Raw genomic sequence first — 23,370 nt, 5'->3', positions numbered from 1 at the left:
AAGGCGTCGCAAGGACGGTTTTGACAGGAGAATTCCCCATGTCCCCTCAGGAGACACGGCAGTGGCGCCCGCTGCTGCACTACGCCCCGGCCCGGAACTGGATGAACGATCCGAACGGGCCGATCCTGATCGACGGGGTGTATCACCTCTTTTACCAGCACAATCCGGTTGAGCCCGTCATGGGCTATATTTCTTGGGGGTATGCCACCAGCCGCGACCTTCTGCACTGGGAAGAACAGCCGATTGCGTTGCCGTCCACGCCTCAGGAGCAGATCTATTCCGGTACGGTGATTTATGACCGTGACAATCGCAGCGGACTGGGAACGCCGGAAAGACCACCGCTTCTGGCGCTTTATACCAGCGTGTTCCGCGACATGCCCGGGGTGCAGGAAGACGGAACGCAGGCGGTTTCAGTCGCTTTCAGTCTGGATGGAGGGGCGAACTGGGCGCGCTATGGGCACAATCCGGTTCTGACACTTGATCCGGCCTCGCAGAATTTCCGTGACCCGGCGCTGTGCTGGTACGAAGAGGGTGGCTACTGGGTGCTGACGACGGTTGAGGCCGAGCAGCAGGTGGTCAAGCTTTTCCGCTCCACCGATTTCCTGAACTGGGAATTTCTGAGCGATTTCCGTCCTCCCGGGTATCATACGCCGGATATGCTCTGGGAGGTGCCGGTTCTGGTGCGTCTGCCTATTGAGGGTGAGGGCGGGCGTACCGGCTGGGTGATGATCGTCAGCGTCAATCCCGGCGGTCTGACAGGAGGATCGGGCACGTTCTATTACGTGGGTGATTTTGACGGCACTGTCTTCACGCCTGCGCATCAGCCTTCGGCGACGGATGATCCCTGGCAGTATCGCTGGATGGATTACGGGCCGGACAATTATGCGATTGTCTGCTTTGCGGGCACGCCGCAGCCGCTCAGCATCGGCTGGATGGGAAACTGGAACTACGCCAACCATGTGCCGACGTCGCCATGGCGGGGACAGATGGCCCTGCCGGCACATCTGTCGCTGGCCCGGCAGTCGGATGGCACGCTTGTCGTGAGACAGCAGCCGATCAGTCTGGGTACTCCGGAAGAAGTCTTTGCGGCAGGTGAAATCCGTCCCGAGGAGGGGAAACCCTGGGTTCTGCCTGATGGTGTCATGGACTGTACGGATTTCGCAAATGCTGTTCTCGATCTGCAACTGGTCATCGAGCCAGGGACGGATGCGGCGGTCCTGACCGTTGCTGCAAGTGCAGACGGCCGGTTTGGTACGGAAATTCTTTACGATCCGGGACGGCAGGAACTGGTCGTGGATCGCAGTCGTTCTGGCGTTCCGGTGCCTGACGAAACCTTCACGACGCGGCATGTCGCGCCCCTTTCAATGGTGGAGGGGCGGGTGCGCCTGAGGGTGATCGTGGATCGCAGTTCGGTCGAAGTTTTCGCCAGTGATGGCCTTGTGAGGATGACAGAGGTCATCTTTCCACCTTCTCATGCCACGACCGTGACGCTGGGCTGCTACGCAGGCAGCGCATGTTTCAAAGGTGTGAAAGCGCAATGGTTCCGATGATATGGCAGAATTCTGCCACATTCGTCAGGACATCTGTGACATTTATGCCGAAATTTCTGGTTCCGAATATGAATCGAACTTTTCGCACCTGAGCGGCGTTAACACGACACTTGACCCATGATTTGAGTCATGAGTATGGGCGCTTATGGCCACTGTTTTTCAGGGGATGCACCGCAGGATCGCAACCGATTCCTGAGTGTTTCGATCTGGAAGGAAGTGGTCCGGAATAACGCGGCATTTTCCGCATTCGGTTCCAGTTGTGGGGCCGTTCTCAGGATTGAGACACATGAAGTTCAAGGTATTTGGCGCGCTCGGTCTGGCGCTTGTTCTCGCAGCCTGTTCCAACGGCAACACCAACAAGGGTGACAGCAACGGCGCAGGCGCCGTCGCTCAGGAAGCTGGCCCGACGCCCGGCAGCGAAGCCGATCTGGTCGCTAATGTCGGTGATCGCGTCTTCTACGAGCTGAACCAGTCCCAGCTCTCCGAAGAAGCTCGCGCAACGCTGGACAAGCAGGTTGCATGGCTCGCCAAGTACCCGCAGGTCAGCATCCAGGTTGCTGGCAACTGCGATGACCGCGGCACGGAAGAGTACAACATTGCTCTCGGCCAGCGTCGTGCAAACGCAGCCCGCGACTATCTGGTCGCCAAGGGCGTGAGCGCTTCGCGCATCACGACGATCTCTTACGGCAAGGACCGTCCGACCGCCGATGGCGATGACGAGCAGTCCTGGTCGCAGAACCGTAACGCCATCACGTCCGTTCGCTGAACCGACGTTTCGGCCCGTACGGACTGAGATGATGAGCGGCCGGGGGATTATCCCCCGGCCGTTTCTGTTTTATGACTGGGCCATGTTGCGCGCAAAACCTGCCTGCGTGCCCGTGACTGCGAGTCTGTCTCAGGAGATCCGTTATGGTGCTGTCCCGTTCCCTGCGTGCCGTCTTTCTGGGCACGGCTCTTTCCGTCCTGTCACCTGCCGTTTCGGTCATGGCTCAGGACGCGCCTGACAGCGGGGAAATCTCCTCACGCGAAGCCATCGCCCTGCAGGACCAGATCGCCTCCCTTCGTCAGCAGCTTTCGCAGGTCCAGAATGGGGCGGGCAATCTGGGCGCGCCGAGTGCAACGGCACTGCCTCAGGTTTCTGTCGGAGACGGCAATCTGACAGCGCAGCTTCTGGAACGTGTTTCGGCTCTGGAAGAGCAGAACCGCCAGATGCGTGGCGAACTGGATCAGCTCAGCAACTCGGTTCGCGACAATCAGGCCAGCGTGTCCAAGCAGATCTCCGACATGCAGTTTGCATCGCAGAATGGCGGTGGTTCGGCACCGGCTGCGGCGGCCGCTCCGGCCAAGGCGGCACAGGACAAGGCTCCTGCTGCTGCATCCGACACATCGGAACAGCCGAAAACGGCTCTGGATGCTCTGAAGACCGGAAATGCGGCTCTCAAATCCGGCAACTATACGGATGCAGAGAGCAATGCGCGCTTTGCTGTCAAAACAGCGCATAGCGTGTCCGGCAAGATGGATGCCCAGTTCCTGCTGGCGCAGTCTCTGGCAGGGCAGAAGCAGTATCGTCAGTCAGCCGTGGCCTATTATGATGCCTATACGAAGGCTCCCAAATCCCTGAAGGCTCAGGACTCGCTTCTTGGTGTGGCCGCTTCGATGCTGGCGCTCGGGGACAAGGGATCGGCCTGTCAGGCTCTGGACAAGCTCAAGACGGAGTTTCCGACGCCGGCTCCGCGGGTCAAGACGGCCGAGACGACGTTCCGGAGCCGCGCTGCCTGTCATTGACGCCCGTTTCAGTAGGATCTGATCCCGCTCTGCCTGTTGGAGAACGGGAGTTCGCCGGACTGATGGCAGTTCTGGGGCCTTGGGTTCCGGATGTTTCAGACGCTCCGGTCGGTCTGGCCGTCTCTGGGGGTGCCGATTCCATGGCGCTCGCGTTTCTGGCCCGACGCTGGCGGCGCAATGTTGTGGCCTTCGTGGTCGATCATGCGTTGCGGCCTGAATCAGCCGCCGAAGCCCGTCTGACAGTTGGGCGCCTTGCCAAAATGGGTGTGACGGCGCGGCTCCTGACGCTGGCACCTTTTCCGAAAGGGCGGTTGCAGGAGCGGGCGCGGCAAGCCCGGTTTGAGGCGCTGGAAGAGGCCTGCGTCGTTGCGGGATGTCTGGATCTGCTTGTTGCGCATCATGCCGGCGATCAGGATGAGACGGTATGGATGCGCAGTCTGCGTGCGAGCGGACCAGCAGGTCTGAGCGGTATTCAGCCCGTTTCCGTGCGCGGACGGATCAGGCTTGTGCGGCCGCTTCTGTCGCTGTCCAAGGATCGGCTGCGTCAGACACTGAAAGCGGAAAACCTGCCCTGGATCGAGGATCCGTCGAACGCCAACCGGCGGTTCGAACGTGTGCGCTGGCGGCAGGATCTGACGTCTGAGCAGCGACGTGAGGCTGCGTTGCTGCGGACCAATGCCGTGCAAGAACGCCAGCGGCTTGAAGCGGAACTGGCCATCAGCCTTACACGTCATGCCGTCTGGCACTCTGAGGGCTGGGTGTTTCTGGAGCGAAGCGGAGTTCGTGAAGAGACGCTGGCGGCGCTGATCCGTCTGGTTTCGGGCGGTTCCTATCGCCCGGCCCGCGACGCCCTGCTGCGACTAATAGAACAGGGTGAGGGTACATTATCGGGCGTGCACGTAAGGCCAGCGGGACGGTTCGGTGACGGGATGATCCTGGTTCGGGAAGAAAAAGCGGTGACGGGACCGATCTCTGCCAGGGTAGGCGTAGTCTGGGATGGGCGCTGGCGCCTGCTGACGCCAGATGTTCCGAGCGCAAGTCTGGTCGGCGCTCTTGGTGATGCGGTCCATGCGCTCGATCTTCGCAGGCTGGGGGTTCCGTCTGCGGCGGCACGGTGTCTTCCGGGCGTGTGGCATGAAGGGCGGCTGATTTTGTGGCCCCGGATCGGAGAAAAGGCCGGCGAAGCCGGGTTTGTCTGGGCGGCCGGGGTACCTGTGACCGGAGAAAATCGTCTGGGAACGTAAAAAGAGCCTCAAAAATGCAAGAAATGCGTTTTCCTGCCTGTGATGGGGTAGGATCGCGGACGCGGAAGCTTATGTTATGAAGTCAACGCAGAATGTGACCGGTCGGCCAGTTGTGACGGGGGACCCCGGACTGCATCTGACGGAACAGTCTGAAGGACGACAGAGAGCGAGATGAACAATTTAGGCCGTAACGTTGCGATCTGGGTGGTCATCATCGTGGTCGGAATGGCAGTGCTGACAGCCTTCCAGCCCGGTGGCGGCCAGCATGCAGCCCAGCAGATCGCCTATTCCGATTTCATTCATGACGTGGACCAGCATCAGGTCCGTTCGGTCATGATCCAGGAGCAGAACATCTCCGGGACGCTGACGAACGGGACGTCTTTCGACACCTATGCGCCGCTTGATCCGAGTCTTCCGTCCCGTCTGACCGCTGCTGGCGTCGAAGTGACGGCCAAGCCGATGGAGAGCGGGGAAAGCCCGATTCTGCGTTACGTCGGGGCCTATCTGCCGGTTCTGATCCTGGTGGGTCTGTGCTTCATGGTTTTCCGCCAGATGCAGGGTGGCGGCGGCCGGGCCATGGGTTTCGGCAAGTCCCGTGCCAAGCTGCTGACGGAGAAGACCGGTCGTGTGACGTTTGAAGACGTCGCCGGTATCGACGAGGCGAAATCCGAACTTCAGGAAATCGTCGAATTCCTTCGTGATCCGCAGAAATTTACCCGTCTGGGCGGCAAGATCCCCAAGGGTGCGCTTCTGGTCGGACCTCCGGGTACCGGTAAGACCCTGCTGGCGCGTGCCATTGCAGGCGAGGCCAATGTGCCATTCTTCACGATTTCCGGTTCGGACTTCGTTGAAATGTTCGTCGGTGTCGGTGCGTCGCGTGTGCGTGACATGTTCGAGCAGGGCAAGAAGTCTGCGCCCTGCATCATCTTCATCGACGAAATCGATGCCGTGGGTCGCCATCGTGGCGCCGGTCTTGGTGGCGGCAATGACGAGCGCGAGCAGACCCTGAACCAGATGCTGGTCGAGATGGACGGGTTTGAAAGCAATGAAGGTGTCATCCTGATTGCCGCGACCAACCGTCCGGACGTTCTGGATCCGGCTCTGCTGCGTCCTGGCCGTTTCGACCGTCAGGTTGTCGTGCCGAACCCGGATGTGGCCGGTCGTGAAAAGATCCTGCGCGTTCACATGCGCAAGGTGCCGCTTTCCTCGGATGTTGATCCGAAGGTTATTGCACGCGGCACGCCGGGCTTCTCGGGTGCGGATCTGTCCAATCTCGTAAACGAGGCTGCACTGATGGCAGCCCGTCAGGGGCGGCGCACTGTTGGCATGGCGCAGTTCGAAGAAGCCAAGGACAAGGTCATGATGGGGGCGGAGCGTCGTTCCATGGTCATGACCGAGGACGAAAAGCGTTCGACGGCCTATCACGAATCCGGTCACGCCATCTGCGCCATCTTCACGCCGGGTAGCGATCCGATCCACAAGGCGACCATCGTGCCGCGTGGCCGCGCTCTTGGCCTGGTCATGACGCTGCCGGAGAAGGACAATATTTCTTACAGCCGCAAATGGTGCCTAGCCCGTCTGGTCATTGCCATGGGTGGTCGCGTTGCCGAGGAAATCATCTTCGGACGTGAGGAAGTCAGTGCCGGTGCTTCGGGTGACATCAAGAGTGCAACTGATCTGGCACGCCGGATGGTTACCGAATGGGGCATGAGCGACAAGCTCGGCATGATCGCTTATGGCGATAACGGGCAGGAAGTGTTCCTTGGTCATTCGGTCACGCAGAGCAAGAACATTTCCGAGGAAACCGCGCGGGAGATCGACAAGGAGGTCAAGGTCCTGATCGATACGGCCTACAAACAGGCCCATGATCTGCTGACGGAACACCTCGATGACCTGCATCGCCTGACAGCGGCACTTCTGGAATATGAGACGCTGACGGGTGACGATGTTGGTCGCATCATGCGCGGTGAGGCCATTGAGCGCACCTCGGACGATGAACAGATGCCGGATAACCGCCGTGCCTCTGTTCCGACCACACGCCCTGGCGCGTTTGATCCGGCGCCTCAGGCAGGTTAATCAGGCAGCAAATCGCACCAGCGGGCGCGTCATTGAGGAGAACATCCTCGGTGTCGCGCCTTTTTCATTTCTGGCAGACAGGCAGGATTTTTCATTATGGTCAGCAAAAGGTCTCTGTTCGGTACTGATGGCATCAGGGGAACGGCTAATACCGCGCCCATGACGGTTGAGGTTGCACAGAGACTGGGGCAGGCGGCCGGGCTGTACTTCATGCGGAGCCAGAACCGTCGCCACAGTGTCGTTCTGGGCAAGGACACGCGTCTTTCGGGCTATATGCTGGAATGTGCGCTGGTTGCAGGGTTCCTGTCTGCCGGAATGGACGTCATTCTGGTCGGACCACTTCCGACCCCGGCAATTGCCATGCTGACGCGGTCCCTGCGGGCCGATCTGGGTGTCATGGTCTCGGCTTCGCACAATCCTTTTACAGACAATGGCATCAAGCTTTTCGGGCCGGATGGTTTCAAGCTCTCCGACGAAGTTGAGGGCGAGATCGAAGACCTGATGGCGCAGGATCTGTCTGGCCGCCTGGCCTCTCCGGCGCAGATTGGCCGGGCGTCGCGTCTGACAGATGCAGCCGGGCGGTATATCGAGAATGCAAAAGCGTCTTTTCCGCGTGGCCTGCGTCTGGATGGCCTGAAAATCGTCATCGACTGCGCCAATGGATCGGCCTATCGCGTGGCACCCACGGCCTTGTGGGAACTGGGGGCGGAAGTCATCAAGATCGGCTGTTCGCCTGATGGTCTGAACATCAATGATGGCGTGGGATCGACGCATCCTGAAACTCTGTGTGCAGCCGTCAGGGAACACGGGGCCGATTTTGGCATTGCGCTGGATGGTGACGCGGACCGTGTCCTGATTGCGGATGAGAATGGCAATCTTGTCGATGGGGACCAGATTATTGGCCTGATCGCGGCTTTCTGGAAGCAGCATGACCGGCTGCGTGGCAACACGGTGGTGACGACGGTCATGTCCAATATGGGACTGGAAAAGGCTCTGGCCGAGAACGGGCTTGAACTTCAGCGCACGGCAGTCGGTGACCGTTATGTTGTCGAGCGGATGCGGGAAATCGGTGCCAATCTTGGAGGCGAGCAGTCCGGACATATGGTTCTGTCAGACTATGCCACCACGGGCGATGGTCTGATTGCTGCTCTGCAGGTTCTGGCCGTGTCTGTTGAGACCAAAAGGCCGGCCAGCGAAATCTGCCGTTTCTTTACGCCTTATCCGCAGCTTCTGAAAAATGTCCGCTATTCAGGCACCAGCCCGATGGGAAGTCCTGACCTTGCCGCAGCCAAGGCTTGGGCGGATGAACGTCTGGCCGGAAGCGGCCGCCTTGTCCTCCGTGCCAGCGGTACGGAGCCTCTGATCCGTGTGATGGCAGAAGCAGAGGATGAGGCTCTGGTGAATGAGGTCGTAGATCATGTCTGTGACGTCATTCGCGCGATCGCTCACGTCTGAATCTGTCTGACGACAGAAAAGGCGAGCGCCCGGCATAAGCAGGGACTTGCCTGATTTCAGAGAAATCAGGCAGTCGCAGCGATGACCGGAGAATTATGCCGGGGGGCGGTCTCCGGAAGAGGTGCCGAGGTCGGGCTGTCGTCTTCACGCAGGATGTAGCCGCGGCCCCAGACCGTGGCGATCAGGTTGCCTGCACCGACATTCTGGAGCTTGCGACGCAGCTTGCAGATGAAGACGTCAATGATCTTCATTTCCGGCTCATCGATGCCACCATAAAGGTGGTTGAGGAATGCGTCCTTGGTCAGCACCGAGCCTTTGCGGATGACCAGAAGCTCAAGGATGGCATATTCCTTGCCCGTCAGATGCAGCGGCGCCCCATCGACGGTGACGTTCTTGCCGTTCAGATCCAGTTCCAGATTTCCGACGCGCAGTTTCGGTTCGGCAAAGCCGCGGGAGCGGCGCATGACGGCCTGAAGACGGGCGATCAGCTCGCCGGCGTCATAGGGCCTGGTCATATAGTCGTCTGCACCCATCGAGAATGCCCGGATCTTGGCCTGGGGGCGCAGCAGGGCAGACAGGACGAGAATAGGGGTCGTGATGCGGGCCGTCCGGACGCGCCGGATGACTTCATACCCTTCAAGGTCGTTCAGCATCAGTTCAAGCACAACCACGTCATAATCATAATGACGGAGCATCTCGATGGCCTCTTCGCCAGACGGTGTGTGGTCCACGGTAAAGGAGGCGGTCCGCAGGATCTGGGACAGGCTGGCGGCGGCGGACTGATCGCTATCGACAAGAAGAATACGCATGTTCTCAACTCCCGGCTTGGTGAACCAATGGTTACTACCCAAGGTTGTATCTGTCGATAGACATGGATCAAAAATCGTAAATTTGTCATTATTTTTCTCGTCATGGGGGAACATTAGGGATGTTTTAACGAGAAGGTTGTAGGTTCTGAGGATGGGATCAAACCGCAGAATACGGCGAGAAACTGGCACTATGAGCAACTATAACAGGCTTCTTGCAGCGCTTTCCGATATGACCTGCACCTGGGTGACGGGAAGTGTGAAAGACGTTGTGGGTCTGTGCGTGACTGTTATCGGACTCGAGGGATTCGTTACGATTGGGGACCGAGTCGCTATAAAGTCACGGAATGGCCGGTCCGTACAATCCGAGGTTGTAGGGTTTCAGGGGGACGTGGCACGCCTCATGTCTTTTGGCTCTCTGGAAGGGATTGGTCCGGGATGTGAGGCGAAGGTGCCGCTGAATCGTCGTGATGGTGGTCTGAATGTGAGTGATGGCTGGCTGGGACGGGTTGTTGATCCGCTGGGACAGCCGATTGACGGGAAGGGGCCGCTGCTGCCGTCATTCAAACGGCAGCCGATCCAGTCTCCTCCACCGAATGCGGCCAGCCGTGCCCGTCTTGGTGAGCGTATCGATCTTGGGGTGCGTGCCCTGGATACATTCACGACCTGCCGTCGTGGCCAGAGGCTCGGGCTTTTTGCCGGATCGGGCGTCGGGAAATCGACTTTGCTGTCCATGCTGGCGAAAGGCGCGGAATGTGACGTTGCGGTGATTTCGCTGGTTGGCGAGCGGGGACGTGAGGTCCGTGAGTTCATCGAGGACGATCTCGGTCCGGACGGGCTGGCCCGCAGTGTGCTGGTGATCGCCACTTCTGACTCCCCGCCGCTGATGCGTCGCGAAGCCGCATTGTCCGCCATGGCGATCGCGGAATATTTTCGGGACAGGGGCAAATCCGTCCTGCTACTGATGGACAGCGTGACCCGCTTTTGCATGGCGCTGCGTGAGATCGGTCTGTCTGCCGGAGAACCGCCAGCGACCCGTGGCTATCCGCCGTCAGTCTTTGCCGAGCTTCCACGACTTCTGGAAAGAGCTGGGCCAGGATATCCCGATCAGGGGATGATTACGGCGCTGTTCACGGTTCTTGTGGAAGGCGACGATCAGAACGAGCCTGTCGCCGATGCTGTGCGAGGCATTCTGGACGGTCACATCATTCTCGACCGCAAAATCGGGGAACAGGGGCGTTATCCTGCCATTGATATCCTACGCTCCCTCTCGCGTGCCGTCCCACGGTGCAATTCGGCGGAAGAAAATGCCCTCACGCGACGGGCGCGTGCCGCCATGGCGACGTATCAGCGCATGGCGGACATGATCCGGCTTGGTGCCTATAAGGCCGGCACGGATCAGGAAGTGGATGAAGCCATCGCACTTATGCCACGGCTGAACGCGTTTCTGTCTCAGGATCGGGATGAACGCTCCACGCGTGCGGAGGCCTTCGAACAACTGGCGCAGATCATGCAGGTTGTTCCGCAGAACGCTCCCTTGAATGCAGCATGAAGGATATCTCACGATGGAACGCTCGCCTCTCGATACACTGATCACCCTGCGGGAGCAGGAACTTGACGTTGTGGAACGAAATTTTGCCGATGCAGTGGCGCGTGAGGCAGCTGCGGAGGAGAAACTGGCTGCGGTTCAGGAAGAAATTCTGAACGAGCAGCGGATCGCCTCCAGCCCCACGGCGGGGGATGGTGCTGTTGAGGCATTCAGCCGCTGGCTTCCACTGGGGCGAAAGGCGGTGGCGGACGCTCAGGCGCGCTGTCGTGAGGCCGCGCTAGACCGCGAGACCGTGCGCTCGGCGCTGATTGCGGCCAGAGCAGCTATGGAGGCCGTCAAGACGCTGCGGGACGAGCAGAAAGAAGAGGAACGACAGGCCGGTCTCAGGAAAGAACAGAATGTTCTGGACGAGCTCGCGGTCCGTCAGTTCGGTCGGTCTTGAGGAGATCCGTGCCCGCGTAAGGCTGCTTCGATCTGGGCTGCCGTGCCGATCAGGGCGCAGGCGACAGGATGCGTATTGTCGCGGACGAAAGCCAGAACGAGGTCCGGATCGCTGGGAAAGAGATCACTCGGTATTGTGAGGACCGGTGTCATTTCGCCATTGCGCGAAGCGGCTTCTGCGGCGTGTGACAGGATGCGTGCAACGGCTTTTTCAAGTGCCGGAAGAAGCACTGCATGGGAGGCATCGTGCTGATCGGCATGTGTCGCCGTCAGTTCATCCCAGCCAGCACGGGTCACGAAAGCCGGGATGCCATTTGGTGGCGTTTCGCGTTCGGCGCGCAGTAGAGCGCCTGACTGTGCCATGCCGAGAATATCCAGGGCAGGCAGGATCGCGGGGTCGAGTTTGATGGACATTCTGATCTTTGGTTCGCGGGTGAAAGAGGCCGGGCCATTCCGCGGAAGGCGCGGCCTCTGTGCCGTTTTCAGTGCGGCGGGTTGCCCATGGCCTGCATCAGGGCCGTGACCTGTCCGGGCTGCGCCTTGAACAGGGCGACATTGGACGGGTTGGGGCTTGGCATTCCCGTCGGGAGCTGACCGTTGCTGGCGGCGAGCGTCATGCCAAAGGCCGTCATGCCCATGACGAAGGTCTCAGGTGTGAAGCCATGGCTTTGCAGGACGGGTGCCAGACCCGGAACCTGACTGATCTGCCGGATCGTGTCCCCAAGGCTCGTGCCGTGGGAGTTGGGGGGCTGGATATTCCGGGCCTGGAGTTCGGCGATCGTCGCTGCGGCCCGGGTCATGAAGTCGGGCGGCAGCGGGTAGTGCATGGCCCGTTCCGTATCGGCGCGGACCTGTGGTGAGACCTGCGGGGCCTGCTGGGCCTGAGCACCCTGAACGGGGGCACTTCCGTCGATCTGGGTCTGGCTCTGGCTCGGGACGCCGCCCTGATAGGCGGGTGGCGGGTAGGTCTGCGCCTGTACCACCAGTGGCAGCATTGCAGCGGAAACGAGAAAGGCCGAGAGCCCTGTCATGCGGGGAAATGTCATGTCTGCACCCATTCGCCAGCGCGCATCAGCGGCACGCGGTTGCCATTCTTGAGACCATCAAGGTCGATCTTGTCCGAACCGATCATCCAGTCAATGTGGATGAGAGAGTCGTTGACGCCTCGCTCCAGCAGTTCTTCCGGTGTCAGGCCTTCGATATCGACCATGCACTTCGTATAGGCCTGACCGAGAGCGATATGGCTGGATGCATTTTCGTCGAACAGCGTGTTGCGATACAGGATCTTGCTGGCCGAGATGGGCGAGGAATGCGGGACGAGCGCTACTTCACCGATCCGGGCGGCGCCTTCATCGGTGCTGAGGATGCGCTTGAGCACGTCTTCGCCATGGCTTGCGGATGCTTCGACAATCTTTCCGTTTTCAAAGCGGACCGAGATGTTGTCGATCAGCGTGCCCTGATGGAAAAGCGGCTTGGTGCTGCTGACCCGGCCATCGACCTTGCCGCGATGGGGGGTCGTGAAGATTTCTTCCGTCGGGATATTCGGGTTGCAGACAATACCGTTGCCCGATTTTTCCGAGCCGCCTGCCCAGAGATGGCCATCCGCAAGGCCGACCGTCAGATCGGTGCCGGGGCCGCTGAAATGCAGGGCCTCGAAGCGGCTGTCATTCATGTATTTCGCCCGGGCGTGCAGGCGTGCGTTATGGGCTTTCCACTCGGCGACCGGGTCGGCCACATCGACGCGGGACGCCTTGAAGATTCCGTCCCACAGGGCGGCGAGAGCTTCGTCGGCGGGAAGTTCCGGGAAGACCTGTGCAGCCCAGACCGGGGTGGCGCAGGCGATAATGTTCCAGTTCACGGCGAACTGCGTGATGATTTCCATTGCCGGGCGGTTGGCCTTGGAATTGGCGCGGTTGGCCCGGGAAATGCGCTCGGGATCCTGACCTTTCAGAAGGGTCGGATTGGCGCCCGTGATGGCCATGCGGGCTGCGCCTTCACGGAAAGCGCGTGCCATGCCGTCAGCCAGCCATGTAGGGGCGACGTCGAAGGCCTCGTCCGGGGCGTGGATGAAGCGGGCCAGCGTGGTCTCGTCATCCGCATACAGCGTCGTCACCAGGGAGGCGCCAGCCTTGTAGGCGTGTTCCGTCACGCGGCGGACCAGCGGGACGGCGGCCAGGGGTGCTGTGATGAGAAGCTGCTGGCCCGGCGCGATGTTCAGGCCAACGCGGACAGCAACCTCGCCCAGGCGATCAAGCAGCTGTTCGTGCGAAAAGGTGGAAGGAGCGGACACGTTGGACTCTTTCGCAGTGATCATTATGTCCGTCATGGTGTGCCCTGTGGCGGCGAAGTGCAAGAGAGCAGCGCGGGCTCAGGCTGTGACGTGACAGGTCTGCGGACGCGCAGTATCGTCGCCGGCATGGAACCCGGACTTCACATTTTCGCCGATGCCGGCGAACCAGACCAGCAAGCATTCGATGTTGCGGTCGTCATGCCGAGCCTGCTGCGACCGAGTATCGTCCGGGCACTTCAGTCCATCTTTGCGCAGCAGGGCGGATTGCGGGTCCAGATCATGATCGGTCTGGATTGCGCTCCGGGAGAGGGTGCTGACGACCTGATGCAGCGCGCTGTCGAAGGACGGCCGGTCGGCTGGGTCGTAGAAGTGCTGTGGCCCGGCTATTCCACGTCCCAGAGGCATGGGGGGTTTGGTCGTGCAAAAGATGGGGGCGTGTTGCGCAGCGTGCTCAGTCAGCTCTCGAATGCACCGCGGATTGCTTATCTTGATGACGACAACTGGTGGGCGCCGGATCACCTGTCTTCCCTGCTGACGGCGATCGAGGGGCAGGACTGGGCCTGGGCCGGGCGCTGGTTCGTACATCCGCGAACACTGATGCCGATCTGCGAGGATCAGTGGGAGTCTGTCGGGATCGGGGGCGGGATTTTCCGGGAAAGCTATGGCGGATTTGTCGATCCGAACTGTCTGATGATCGACCGGACGCGGGTGCCGGAAGCTCTGGAGATGTGGAACCAGCCTCTGGCTGGAGACGGGACGCAGATGACGGCGGACCGGAATGTTTTCAGGCTGTTGAAGGACAGGCCGGGCAGGCCGACCGGCGAATATACGGCGTATTATGTGCTGACCGAGACTGACGGTCTTCATCCGGCACGGCTGCGGCTGATGGGGCCGACGGCGTGGGATGCGGCATCGCGGGAAACGGTCGAGCAGGACGCCTGATGCAAAACGGCCGGTGCAGAGGAAAACTCTACACCGGCCGTTTCAGCTGCCATTACATGGAGCGGATCGTGTTGCGACGCTGCGGGCGGCGCTGGCGGTCGGACTGGACGTCTGGGTTGGCGGCCTTGGCAGCCTTTTCGCGCGCGATGGTGCGCAGTTCGACCTCCAGTTCGCGGATGCGGCGCTGGATGCTCTCCTTCAGTGTCGGAGAGGTGTGGGACTTCATGGACGCGATCGTCTCCTTGAGGTCCCGGAGCTGTTTTTCCTTTTCGGCCTGATTGCGGCGAATAGGCTGATTGTCGGACATCTGTCCCTGGAATGCACGCATGTGTTCTGTCTTTCCGCATGAAACATTCACAGGCCTCCCGCTCATCCGAGGGATTGCGGGATGGAGCATACGAAAGCATGCCCGGCTGGCCCTGTCTGGCTCATGATTATGGGGGACGGAGTATTACCGTCCGGTTAATTCAGGATCGGGGAGAGAGGATGTCCCGCAAAGCGTCTGTCAGGCGTATGCAGGCCTCGTCCGTTCCGATCGAGATGCGCAGCCAGTCCTGGATGCGCGGGGTTGAGAGATGCCGGACCAGGATCGCCCGCTCGCGCAGTGCGGCGGCGATGTCTCCGGCCCTGTGCTCCGTGTGGTGCACGAGAACAAAGTTGGCACAGGATGGCAGGACTTGGAAGCCAAGATTTTCAAGCTCCGGGACCAGCCTGTCACGGCTGGCGATAACGCGCGCCGTGATATCCGCAAGCCAGTCGGTATCCTGGATCGCGGCGATGGCCCCGGCCTGTGCCGGGCGGGAGAGGGGATAGGAATTGAAGCTGTCCTTGACCCGGATGAGACCTTCGATCAGTTCCGAGGAGCCGATCGCAAAACCCACACGCAGCCCTGCCAGGGCATAGGACTTGGACAGCGTCTGCACCACCAGAAGATTGTCATACCGGTGTGTCAGTTCAATGGCGGACTGCGCCCCGAAATCGACATAGGCCTCATCGATGATGACGGTGCGGTCCGGATGACGCTTCAGGAGCGTCTCGATCTGCTCCAGCGGCAGGGCAATGCCCGTGTTTGCGTTGGGGTTGGCGACGATGATGCCGCCGCAGTCGCCGGTATAGGCGTCGATGTCGATCGCAAAATCGTCATTGAGCGGGATATGACGGAACGGCTGTTCGAACAGGCCGCAATAGACCGGATAGAAGCCGTAGGTCACATCCGAGAACAGGACCGGCGCGTCATCGTGGAACAGGGCGCGGAAGGCATGGGCCAGCACTTCGTCCGAGCCGTTGCCGACGAAAACGCGGTCCGACGTTGTGCCAAAGCGCGTGGCGATGGTGTCGCGTAGAACTACCGCCGTCGGGTCCGGATACAGGCGCAGATCGTCGGATGCGGCGTTGCGGATGGCATCGAGCACTTTCGGGCTCGGGCCGTAGGGGGACTCGTTCGTGTTGAGCTTCAGCAGGTCCGCGACTTTGGGCTGCTCGCCCGGGACATACGGGTGCAGGTCGCGGACACGGCGGTTCCAGAAACGGCTCATGCGGGCGTTCCGGTGAACAGGCCGGTCATGAGCTGGCGTTCGGCGAGGTCGCGGGCAGAGACACCGTCCGCGTCCTTCAGATCCGGGTTTGCACCAGCCGCCAGAAGCTTTCTGGCCATGTCTTCACGGTTGAACATGATGGAAAACATCAGCGGCGTGCGGCCGGCATGATTGGCGTGATCCACATGTGCGCCGTGATCGAGCAGAAGTGTTGCGATGTCGGTCAGGCCCTTGAAAGCCACGCCGGACAGAGCCGTAGCGCCCTTGAGATCGGTGGCTTCCGTATCGGCGCCACGGTCCAGCAGCAGGCGCGTGGCGTCCGCATGGCCGTTATAGGTGGCGACGATCAGCGCGGTGTAGCCGCGGCTGTCGGGCGTATCGATGGCCATGCCGGCGTCCAGAAACTGGGTCAGGAGGTCGGTATCGCCTTCACGGGCCGCGTCGATGAACAGGGCGGTGATCTGGTCTGACGTGAAAGTGACGTTCTGGGCGTTCATGACGGTTTCCACATGGCGGTGTCCCCTTGCGGGGTGTTGTCGGAGGAGAGGTTAGCTTTTTGTGTCAGCGGGCGGAAGGGTGAGGCTTTCACCGTTCTCCAGTGCCCGGAAAGGACGTCCGGCTCCACGGCTGGCGAATTCCAGACGGGTTGGGGGCTCCAGAATGGCCTCGTCGGTCAGCTGGAAGGTCCCGAAATGGATGGGCAGCCCCTGTTTTGCCCTGAGTGTATCGAAAGCCATGAGGGCTTCTTCAGGTGACATGTGGACGCGCCGCATCAGGTCGCGCGGGTCATAGGCCCCGATGGGCAGGATGGCGAGATCGATATGTGGCCAGCGGCGGTGGATCGCGTCAAAATGTTTGCCCCAGGCCGTATCGCCCGCGAAAAACACCGTGTGGCCATCCGCCTCGATCGTAAAGCCGCCCCAGAGCGCACGGTTGGCATCAAACGGCGTGCGGGCGCTGCCATGCAGGGCCGGGGTGGCCGTGATGCGGGCGCCGTCATCGCTCGTGCTTTCCCACCAGTCCAGCTCGGCAATGCGCGGCAGACCGGCCTTTTCCAGATGGCGGCGGTTGCCGGGCAGGGACAGACAGAGCGGGTCGTCCCGTTCGGCCAGGGCGCGCAGGCTCGGCAGGTCCATGTGATCGTAATGGCAGTGCGAGACGAGGATGATGTCGATGCGGGGTAGGGCATCGAAGGTGATGCCGGGCGGACGGGCGCGACGGGGACCGAAACTGCGGAAGGGGGAGCAGCGTTCGGAGAAGACCGGGTCAGTGATGATCCGCAGGGGCGCGCGTCCTGTGCGGCCAAACTGGAGCAGAACGGTCGCATGACCGATGAACGTAACGCAGCATTCCCCCGGAGCGGGCGTAACCTGCGGGTAGGCTTTCTGGGGTGGCAGGGCATCCGGCCAGCGGGGACGCAGCCCCATCTGCCATCTGAAGATGTTTCCGATCCGCTGGGATGTCTTGCGGGCCATGCGTGTCTCGTCGGGACGCCAGGCCTCTGGGTTTCGGTAATGACGCCCGTCGAAATGTGGCAGGTTGTCATCAAGCACAAGAGCGTGTTTCACAATATGGTTTACCAATCAGCCATTGCGTCCGGCGCGACTTCGCGTCATGCCGTGGCAGCAGAATGTACGGGAGATATCGTTGCGTTTCTTCCCGTCAGTCACAAGCCGGAGACCCCATTCCGATGAGTACGCTTCCCCAACTCGCCATCAATACGATCCGTACCCTTTCGATGGAAGGTGTCGAACGTGCCAATTCCGGCCATCCCGGCACAGCCATGGCGCTTGCACCGGCAATGTATGCGGTGTGGCAGCATGACCTGAAATATGATCCGGCCGATCCGTGCTGGCCGGCGCGTGACCGTTTCGTCCTCTCGGTCGGTCATGCCTCCATGCTGCTGTACTCCACCCTGTTCCTGACGGGCGTGAAGGACATCCAGGACGGCAAGGTTGTCGACGCCCCCTCCCTGACGGTGGAAGACCTCTCCCAGTTCCGCCAGCTGAACTCCAAGACGCCGGGACATCCGGAATACCGCTTTACCGCTGGAGTCGAGACCACGACCGGTCCGCTCGGGCAGGGCTGCGGCAATTCCGTTGGTATGGCCATCGCGCAGAAATGGATGTCCGCACGGTATGACCGTCCCGGCTTCAAGCTGTTCGACTACCATGTGACGGTGTTCTGTGGTGACGGCGACATGATGGAAGGCGTGGCCTCCGAAGCCGCTTCCACGGCCGGGCATCTGGCACTGGGCAACCTGACCTGGATCTATGATTCCAATCAGATTTCCATCGAAGGTTCGACGGATCTGGCCTTCACGGAAAATGTCGGCAAGCGCTTCGAGGCCTATGGCTGGCATGTGCAGACCCTGACGGACGGCAATGACGTCGATGCCATCATCGCTGCGCTGAAGGCCGCCCGCGCGGTGACGGACCGTCCGAGCATGATCGTTCTCAAGACGGTCATCGGCTATGGTGCGCCCAAGAAGGCCGGTACGGCGTCTGCGCATGGCGAGCCGCTGGGTGCGGAAGAGCTCAAGGGCGCGAAGAAGGCCTATGGCTGGCCGGAAGATGCTCCGGACTTCTATGTGCCGGACGGCGTGAAGGAGCACTTCGCCGAGGGCCTCGGCAAGCGTGGTGCGGAAGCCCATGCGGAATGGCGCGAGCTGTTCTCGTCCTATCGCGAGGCGCATCCGGAGCTTGCGGCTGAAATCGACTGCATCATCGAGCATCGTCTGCCGGAAGGCTGGGACAAGGACATCCCGACCTTCGATGCGGATGCGAAGGGCATTGCCTCACGTGCAAGCTCGGGTCAGGTGCTGAACGCGGTTGCGAAGAACCTGCCCTGGATGATCGGTGGTTCTGCTGACCTGACGCCGTCCACCAAGACGGACATCAAGGGTGGCGGCTCCTTCCAGCCGGAAAAATGGAATGGCAACTATGGCGGCCGCAACATCCATTTCGGTGTGCGCGAACATGCGATGGGCTCCATCTGCAACGGCATCGCGCTGTCGGGTATCCGCGCTTATGGCTCGGGCTTCCTGATCTTCTCCGATTACATGAAGGCCCCGATCCGTCTGTCGGCCATCATGGAACTGCCGGTTCTGTACATCTTCACGCATGACTCCATCGGTGTGGGTGAAGACGGACCGACGCATCAGCCGATCGAGCAGCTTGCCCAGCTGCGCGCGACGCCGGGCATCATGACGATCCGTCCGTCCGACGCCAATGAAGTGGCCGAAGCCTGGCGCACCCTGATCCCGATGACGCACAAGCCGGCCGTGCTGGCCCTGAGCCGTCAGAACCTGCCGACGATCGACCGCACGAAATATGCGTCCGCCGCCGGTCTGGCGAAGGGTGGCTATGTGCTGGCGAGCTGTGACGGCAAGCCGGATGTGATCCTGATTGCTTCGGGTTCGGAAGTCGGTCTCGTGGTTGCGGCTTACGAGAAGCTCACGGAAGAGGGCGTCAGGGCCCGCGTCGTGTCCCTGCCGAGCTTTGACCTGTTCGAAGAGCAGAGCCAGGAATACCGCGATTCCGTGCTGCCGCCGGATGTGATCGGTCGCGTGGCGGTCGAGCAGGCCGCGGCCTTCGGCTGGGATCGTTATGTCGGTCTCGGTGGCGCGATCATCGCCATGAACACGTTCGGTGCGTCGGCTCCGGCCTCTGCACTTCTTACGAAATTCGGTTTCACGCCTGAGGCAGTCTATGACGCGGCAAAGCGTCAGGCTCTGCGCGGCAAGTAAGGGAGAGATCCTGTGGCAGACACAATCTCCAATACCGGTCTGAACGAAGTCGGCAGCGTGCTGCGCGACCTTGAGAAATACGGGCAGTCTCCCTGGCTGGACTTCATCCAGCGCAGCTTCACGGAGAATGGCAGCCTCCGTAAGCTGGTGGACGAGGACGGCCTGCGTGGCGTGACGTCCAACCCGGCCATCTTCGAAAAGGCCATCGGTCACGGCACGGAATACGATCCGCAGATCCGCAAGCTGCTCGAAGGTGAGGGGCTCTCTCCGGGCGAACTGTACGAACATCTGGCGATTGACGACATCCGTGCAGCCTGCGCGGTGCTCGATCCGGTGTTCGAAAAGACCAAGGGGATGGACGGCTATGTCAGCCTTGAAGTCTCGCCCTATCTGGCTTTCGACGCTCACGGCACCATCACCGAAGCGCGCCGTCTGTGGAAAGCGGTCGGGCGCCAGAACCTGATGATCAAGATCCCGGGCACGGCAGAAGGCACGGGTGCCATCCGCGAGGCCATTGCGGACGGCATCAATGTCAACGTGACGCTGCTGTTCTCGCTTGAGGCCTACAAGGCGGTTCTGGAAGCCTATATTTCCGGCCTTGAAGCCCGTGTGGCCCGTGGCGAGGACGTCTCGCGCATCTCCAGCGTGGCCTCGTTCTTTGTCAGCCGTATCGACGGCAAGATCGACGCGGAAATTGACCGTCGCGTTGCAGCGGGTGATCCGGAAGCCGAAGCCCTGAAGGCCATTCGCGGCAAGGTTGCGATCGCCAATGCGAAGATGGCGTATCAGTACTATCTGGAAATCCGCAACAGCCCGCGCTGGAAGGCATTGGCCGAGAAGAACGCCAATCCGCAGCGCCTGCTGTGGGCCAGCACCGGCACCAAGGACAAGGCCTATTCCGACGTCCTGTATGTCGAGGAGCTGATCGGTCCCGAGACGGTCAACACCATTCCGCCAGCAACGTTCGACGCCTATCGCGATCACGGCAAGTCCCGTGCAAGCCTGACGGAGAACGTCGATCAGGCGCGGCATGTGATGGCTGAAGCCGAGCGTCTTGGACTGGGTCTGGACGGGATCACGGCCAAGCTGGTCAAGGATGGTTGTGCGGCATTCAGCGTTTCGTTCGATACGCTGCTGACGGCCGTTGCCACCAAGCGCGAGGCCGTGCTGGGTGATCGTCTCCTGCGGGTCAGCGCCGACCTTCCGCCCGATCTGCGCGATGACGTCGCAGCGGCCGAAAAGGACTGGAGCCATAGTGGCGGTCTGCGTCGCATCTGGAAGAAGGACCCGTCCGTCTGGACGAACGGTCCGGAAGCCGGGTGGCTGAACTGGCTGACGGTCGTGCAGGATCGTCTGTGGCATATCGAGGAGCTGGAAGTTCTGGCCCGCGATGTCCGCAGTCGCGGCTTCAAGGACATCCTGCTTCTGGGCATGGGTGGTTCGAGTCTTGGTCCCGAGGTGCTGGCTGAGACGTTCGGAAAGCGCGAAGGCTGGCCGAAGCTGCATGTGCTCGACAGCACGGACCCGCAGCAGGTTACGGCATTCGAAAAAGCCATTGATCCGAAGAACACGCTGTTCATCGTGGCCAGCAAGTCCGGCGGCACGCTGGAGCCGAACATCCTGTTCGCCCATTTCTGGCAGGTCGCGGGGCAGGCTCTGGGCAAGAAGCCGGGTGACAGCTTCATCGCCATCACCGATCCGGGCTCGCACATGCAGAAGGTCGCCGAGGAAAACGGCTTCTGGCGCATTTTCTACGGCGATCCGAAAATCGGCGGCCGCTATTCGGTTCTGTCCAACTTCGGTCTGGTCCCGGCAGCTGCGAGCGGCATCGATGTCCGCAAGCTGCTGACGGTCACGCGCCTGATGGTGGAGTCCTGTGACGGAAGCGCACCGCCTTCCGCCAATCCGGGTGCGGTTCTGGGTCTGATCCTGGGACATGCCGCGCACTGCTTTAATCGTGACAAGGTCACGATCCTGGCGTCCGAAGGCATTGCCTCACTTGGGGCTTGGCTGGAACAGCTGATCGCCGAGAGCACGGGCAAAAAAGGTCTGGGCCTCATCCCCATTGATGAGGAAGAACTCGGCACGCCGGAGATGTATGGCACTGACCGTGTCTTCGTGGACCTGCTGCTGGGTGATGATGTGCCCGACAGCCGCCTTGGCGCCCTGCGTGCCGCCGGTGCGCCGGTGGTCACCATCCGTCTGGCCGACAAGGCCCAGATCGGGCAGGCCTTCTTCCTGTTCGAGTTTGCCACAGCTGTGGCAGGCGCCGTTCTGGGGATCGACCCGTTCGATCAGCCGGATGTGGAATTCAGCAAGCTCGAAACGCGCAAGCTGACCTCGGCTTATGCTGAAACAGGTTCGCTGCCGCCGGAAACACCATTCGCCAAGGACGGTCCGCTGTCCTTCTATGCGGATGAAAAGAACACGGAAGCCTTTGCAAACAAGAGCGATGCGGTTTCCATCCTCAAGGCGCTGTTCGATCGCGTGAAGGCTGGTGACTATGTCGGGTTGCTCGCCTATATCAGGCGCGACCAGCAGACACGGGACTGGGCACAGTCCGTTCGCATGGAGCTTCGGGACGCGCTGAAGGTGGCGACAGCTGCCGAATTCGGACCCCGGTTCCTGCACTCGACGGGCCAGGCCTACAAGGGCGGACCCGATAGTGGCGTGTTCCTGCAGGTCACGGCGACGGATGCGGCAGATGTGCCGGTTCCGGGCCATGGCTTCAGCTTCAGTGTCGTGAAAGCGGCACAGGCGCGAGGCGATTTCGAGGTGCTCGCGGCCCGTGGTCGTCGTGCCCTCCGCGTTCATATCGATGGACCGCTGGAGGACGGGCTGAAGGCTCTGGAAACGGCGATCCACAAAGCACTGGCAGGAGCATAAGTCATGCGGATCGGAATCATCGGACTGGGACGGATGGGCGGCAATATTGCCGTCCGTCTGACCCGGCATGGACATGATGTCGTCGTGCATGACCGCACGCCGGAAGTGACCACCTCGGTCGTCGGACGGTGTGAAGCCGGGCGTGCAACGCCTGCCGACACGCTGGCCGACATGGCGAAGCTCCTTGAAGGCGACGAGCACCGTGTGGTGTGGGTCATGCTGCCGGCCGGCGCCATCACCGAGGACTGCGTCCAGCAGCTCGGTGGCCTTCTGGGTCGTGGCGACATCATCATCGATGGCGGCAACACCTACTACAAGGACGATGTCCGCCGTTCGGCCGAACTGGCTGAAAAGGGTATTTCCTATGTCGATGTCGGGACTTCAGGCGGTGTCTGGGGTCTGGAACGCGGCTACTGCATGATGTTCGGCGGCACGAAAGAGACCGCCGAATACATCGATCCGATCCTCAGCGCGCTGGCGCCGGGCATCGGGGATGTGACGCGTACGCCTGGCCGTGATGAGGCGGGCCATGATCCGCGGGCCGAGCAGGGCTATCTGCATTGTGGTCCCGCCGGTTCGGGCCATTTTGTGAAGATGGTCCATAACGGCATCGAATACGGTATGATGCAGGCCTTCGCCGAAGGCTTCGACATCATGAAGAGCAAGAACTCTCCGATCCTTGCGGAAAAGGACCGGTTCGAGCTCAACATGGGCGACATTGCGGAAGTCTGGCGTCGCGGCAGTGTCGTGTCGTCCTGGCTGCTCGACCTGACGGCCGAGGCCCTGACCCGTTCGGAGACGCTCAACGAGTTCTCCGGTGAAGTCGCGGATTCCGGTGAAGGTCGCTGGACGATCGAAGCCGCTATCGAGGAAGACGTGCCGGCCCCGGTCATGACGGCTGCGCTGTTCACACGCTTCCGTTCGCGGTCGGGTAATAATTTTGCCGAGAAAATTCTCTCGGCACAGCGTTTCGGTTTCGGCGGACACGTCGAGAAGAAATAAGCCTGCGCCCCTCATGGGCAATGACTGGCTGGCAGGGTATGGTTTTGCCATTGATGACCAG

General features: G+C 61.0%; 20 protein-coding genes. 12 read left to right on the top strand and 8 right to left on the bottom strand.

The genetic code is table 11. The features are described from left to right. Window positions 1-38: 38 nt before the first annotated feature. From HKD24_RS04320 to glmM, 6 genes are all read left to right on the top strand, one after another. The gene (locus HKD24_RS04320) at window positions 39-1,550 is read left to right on the top strand and encodes a glycoside hydrolase family 32 protein (protein WP_194259172.1); all 1,512 of its coding nucleotides are present in this window, start codon (window positions 39-41) and stop codon (window positions 1,548-1,550) included. Between the two features lie 286 nt (window positions 1,551-1,836). Next, complete coding sequence (gene pal / locus HKD24_RS04315; protein ID WP_194259171.1) at window positions 1,837-2,316, top strand: peptidoglycan-associated lipoprotein Pal; 480 nt, start codon at window positions 1,837-1,839, stop codon at window positions 2,314-2,316. Between the two features lie 143 nt (window positions 2,317-2,459). Next, complete coding sequence (locus tag HKD24_RS04310; protein ID WP_194259170.1) at window positions 2,460-3,335, top strand: tetratricopeptide repeat protein; 876 nt, start codon at window positions 2,460-2,462, stop codon at window positions 3,333-3,335. Between the two features lie 62 nt (window positions 3,336-3,397). Next, window positions 3,398-4,579 carry a tRNA lysidine(34) synthetase TilS gene (gene tilS, locus HKD24_RS04305; RefSeq protein WP_194259169.1) on the top strand — a complete coding sequence of 394 codons (1,182 nt, stop codon included), beginning with the start codon at window positions 3,398-3,400 and terminating at the stop codon, window positions 4,577-4,579. A 171-nt stretch (window positions 4,580-4,750) separates the two neighbouring features. Beyond that, window positions 4,751-6,655: an ATP-dependent zinc metalloprotease FtsH gene (gene ftsH, locus HKD24_RS04300; protein ID WP_194259168.1), complete on the top strand. Its 1,905-nt coding sequence runs from the start codon at window positions 4,751-4,753 to the stop codon at window positions 6,653-6,655. Between the two features lie 96 nt (window positions 6,656-6,751). After that, window positions 6,752-8,110, top strand: coding sequence for a phosphoglucosamine mutase (gene glmM, locus HKD24_RS04295; RefSeq protein ID WP_194259167.1), 1,359 nt, complete (start codon window positions 6,752-6,754; stop codon window positions 8,108-8,110). Window positions 8,111-8,175: 65 nt separating this feature from the next. Here glmM and HKD24_RS04290 read toward each other — a convergent pair whose 3' ends face one another. Further along, entirely contained in the window at window positions 8,176-8,919 is a 744-nt protein-coding gene (locus HKD24_RS04290) for a response regulator transcription factor (protein WP_194259166.1), read from the bottom strand. A gap of 190 nt (window positions 8,920-9,109) precedes the next feature. Between HKD24_RS04290 and fliI the strand changes: the two genes are divergently transcribed. Together fliI and fliJ are read left to right on the top strand one after the other, a co-directional pair. Next, window positions 9,110-10,468, top strand: a complete 1,359-nt coding sequence (fliI, locus tag HKD24_RS04285; protein WP_194259165.1) for a flagellar protein export ATPase FliI — start codon at window positions 9,110-9,112, stop codon at window positions 10,466-10,468. Window positions 10,469-10,481: 13 nt separating this feature from the next. Next, window positions 10,482-10,907, top strand: coding sequence for a flagellar export protein FliJ (gene fliJ, locus HKD24_RS04280; RefSeq protein ID WP_194259164.1), 426 nt, complete (start codon window positions 10,482-10,484; stop codon window positions 10,905-10,907). Here fliJ and HKD24_RS04275 read toward each other — a convergent pair. The 3 genes from HKD24_RS04275 to HKD24_RS04265 form a co-directional block, all read right to left on the bottom strand. Further along, the gene (locus tag HKD24_RS04275; protein WP_194259163.1) at window positions 10,889-11,320 is read right to left on the bottom strand and encodes a hypothetical protein; all 432 of its coding nucleotides are present in this window, start codon (window positions 11,318-11,320) and stop codon (window positions 10,889-10,891) included. The genes fliJ and HKD24_RS04275 overlap by 19 nt on opposite strands. A 68-nt stretch (window positions 11,321-11,388) precedes the next feature. Further along, complete coding sequence (locus HKD24_RS04270) at window positions 11,389-11,952, bottom strand: hypothetical protein (RefSeq protein WP_194259162.1); 564 nt, start codon at window positions 11,950-11,952, stop codon at window positions 11,389-11,391. Further along, window positions 11,949-13,232, bottom strand: coding sequence for an aminopeptidase (locus tag HKD24_RS04265; RefSeq protein WP_194259161.1), 1,284 nt, complete (start codon window positions 13,230-13,232; stop codon window positions 11,949-11,951). Before HKD24_RS04265 ends, HKD24_RS04270 begins: the two co-directional genes overlap by 4 nt. 54 nt (window positions 13,233-13,286) lie before the next feature. On the opposite strand from HKD24_RS04265, the gene HKD24_RS04260 reads away from it, so the two are divergent. Further along, window positions 13,287-14,138, top strand: coding sequence for a glycosyltransferase family 2 protein (locus tag HKD24_RS04260; protein ID WP_322783275.1), 852 nt, complete (start codon window positions 13,287-13,289; stop codon window positions 14,136-14,138). A 52-nt stretch (window positions 14,139-14,190) separates the two neighbouring features. Here HKD24_RS04260 and HKD24_RS04255 read toward each other — a convergent pair whose 3' ends face one another. The 4 genes from HKD24_RS04255 to HKD24_RS04240 form a co-directional block, all read right to left on the bottom strand. Continuing rightward, a complete protein-coding gene (locus tag HKD24_RS04255) occupies window positions 14,191-14,466 on the bottom strand; it encodes a hypothetical protein (RefSeq protein WP_194259160.1) in 276 nt (91 codons plus the stop codon). Window positions 14,467-14,605: 139 nt separating this feature from the next. After that, entirely contained in the window at window positions 14,606-15,673 is a 1,068-nt protein-coding gene (gene hisC, locus HKD24_RS04250) for a histidinol-phosphate transaminase (RefSeq protein WP_194259159.1), read from the bottom strand. After that, entirely contained in the window at window positions 15,670-16,170 is a 501-nt protein-coding gene (locus tag HKD24_RS04245; RefSeq protein ID WP_194259158.1) for an ankyrin repeat domain-containing protein, read from the bottom strand. Before HKD24_RS04245 ends, hisC begins: the two co-directional genes overlap by 4 nt. Before the next feature lie 51 nt (window positions 16,171-16,221). Beyond that, window positions 16,222-17,226: an MBL fold metallo-hydrolase gene (locus HKD24_RS04240; RefSeq protein ID WP_194259294.1), complete on the bottom strand. Its 1,005-nt coding sequence runs from the start codon at window positions 17,224-17,226 to the stop codon at window positions 16,222-16,224. Window positions 17,227-17,363: 137 nt separating this feature from the next. Between HKD24_RS04240 and tkt the strand changes: the two genes are divergently transcribed. From tkt to gnd, 3 genes are read left to right on the top strand one after another with little or no spacing between them, the layout of a single operon-like run. Further along, window positions 17,364-19,421, top strand: coding sequence for a transketolase (tkt, locus tag HKD24_RS04235; protein WP_194259157.1), 2,058 nt, complete (start codon window positions 17,364-17,366; stop codon window positions 19,419-19,421). 12 nt (window positions 19,422-19,433) lie between these two features. Beyond that, entirely contained in the window at window positions 19,434-22,307 is a 2,874-nt protein-coding gene (locus HKD24_RS04230) for a bifunctional transaldolase/phosoglucose isomerase (protein ID WP_194259156.1), read from the top strand. 3 nt (window positions 22,308-22,310) lie between these two features. Further along, complete coding sequence (gnd, locus tag HKD24_RS04225) at window positions 22,311-23,309, top strand: phosphogluconate dehydrogenase (NAD(+)-dependent, decarboxylating) (protein ID WP_194259155.1); 999 nt, start codon at window positions 22,311-22,313, stop codon at window positions 23,307-23,309. Window positions 23,310-23,370: the final 61 nt, after the last annotated feature.

Source organism: Gluconobacter vitians, from assembly GCF_015244565.1.
GTDB classification, from domain to species: Bacteria; Pseudomonadota; Alphaproteobacteria; order Acetobacterales; family Acetobacteraceae; genus Gluconobacter; species Gluconobacter vitians.
Note: the sequence above shows the minus strand (reverse complement) of the source record. Positions and strands in the feature narration are given on the sequence as shown.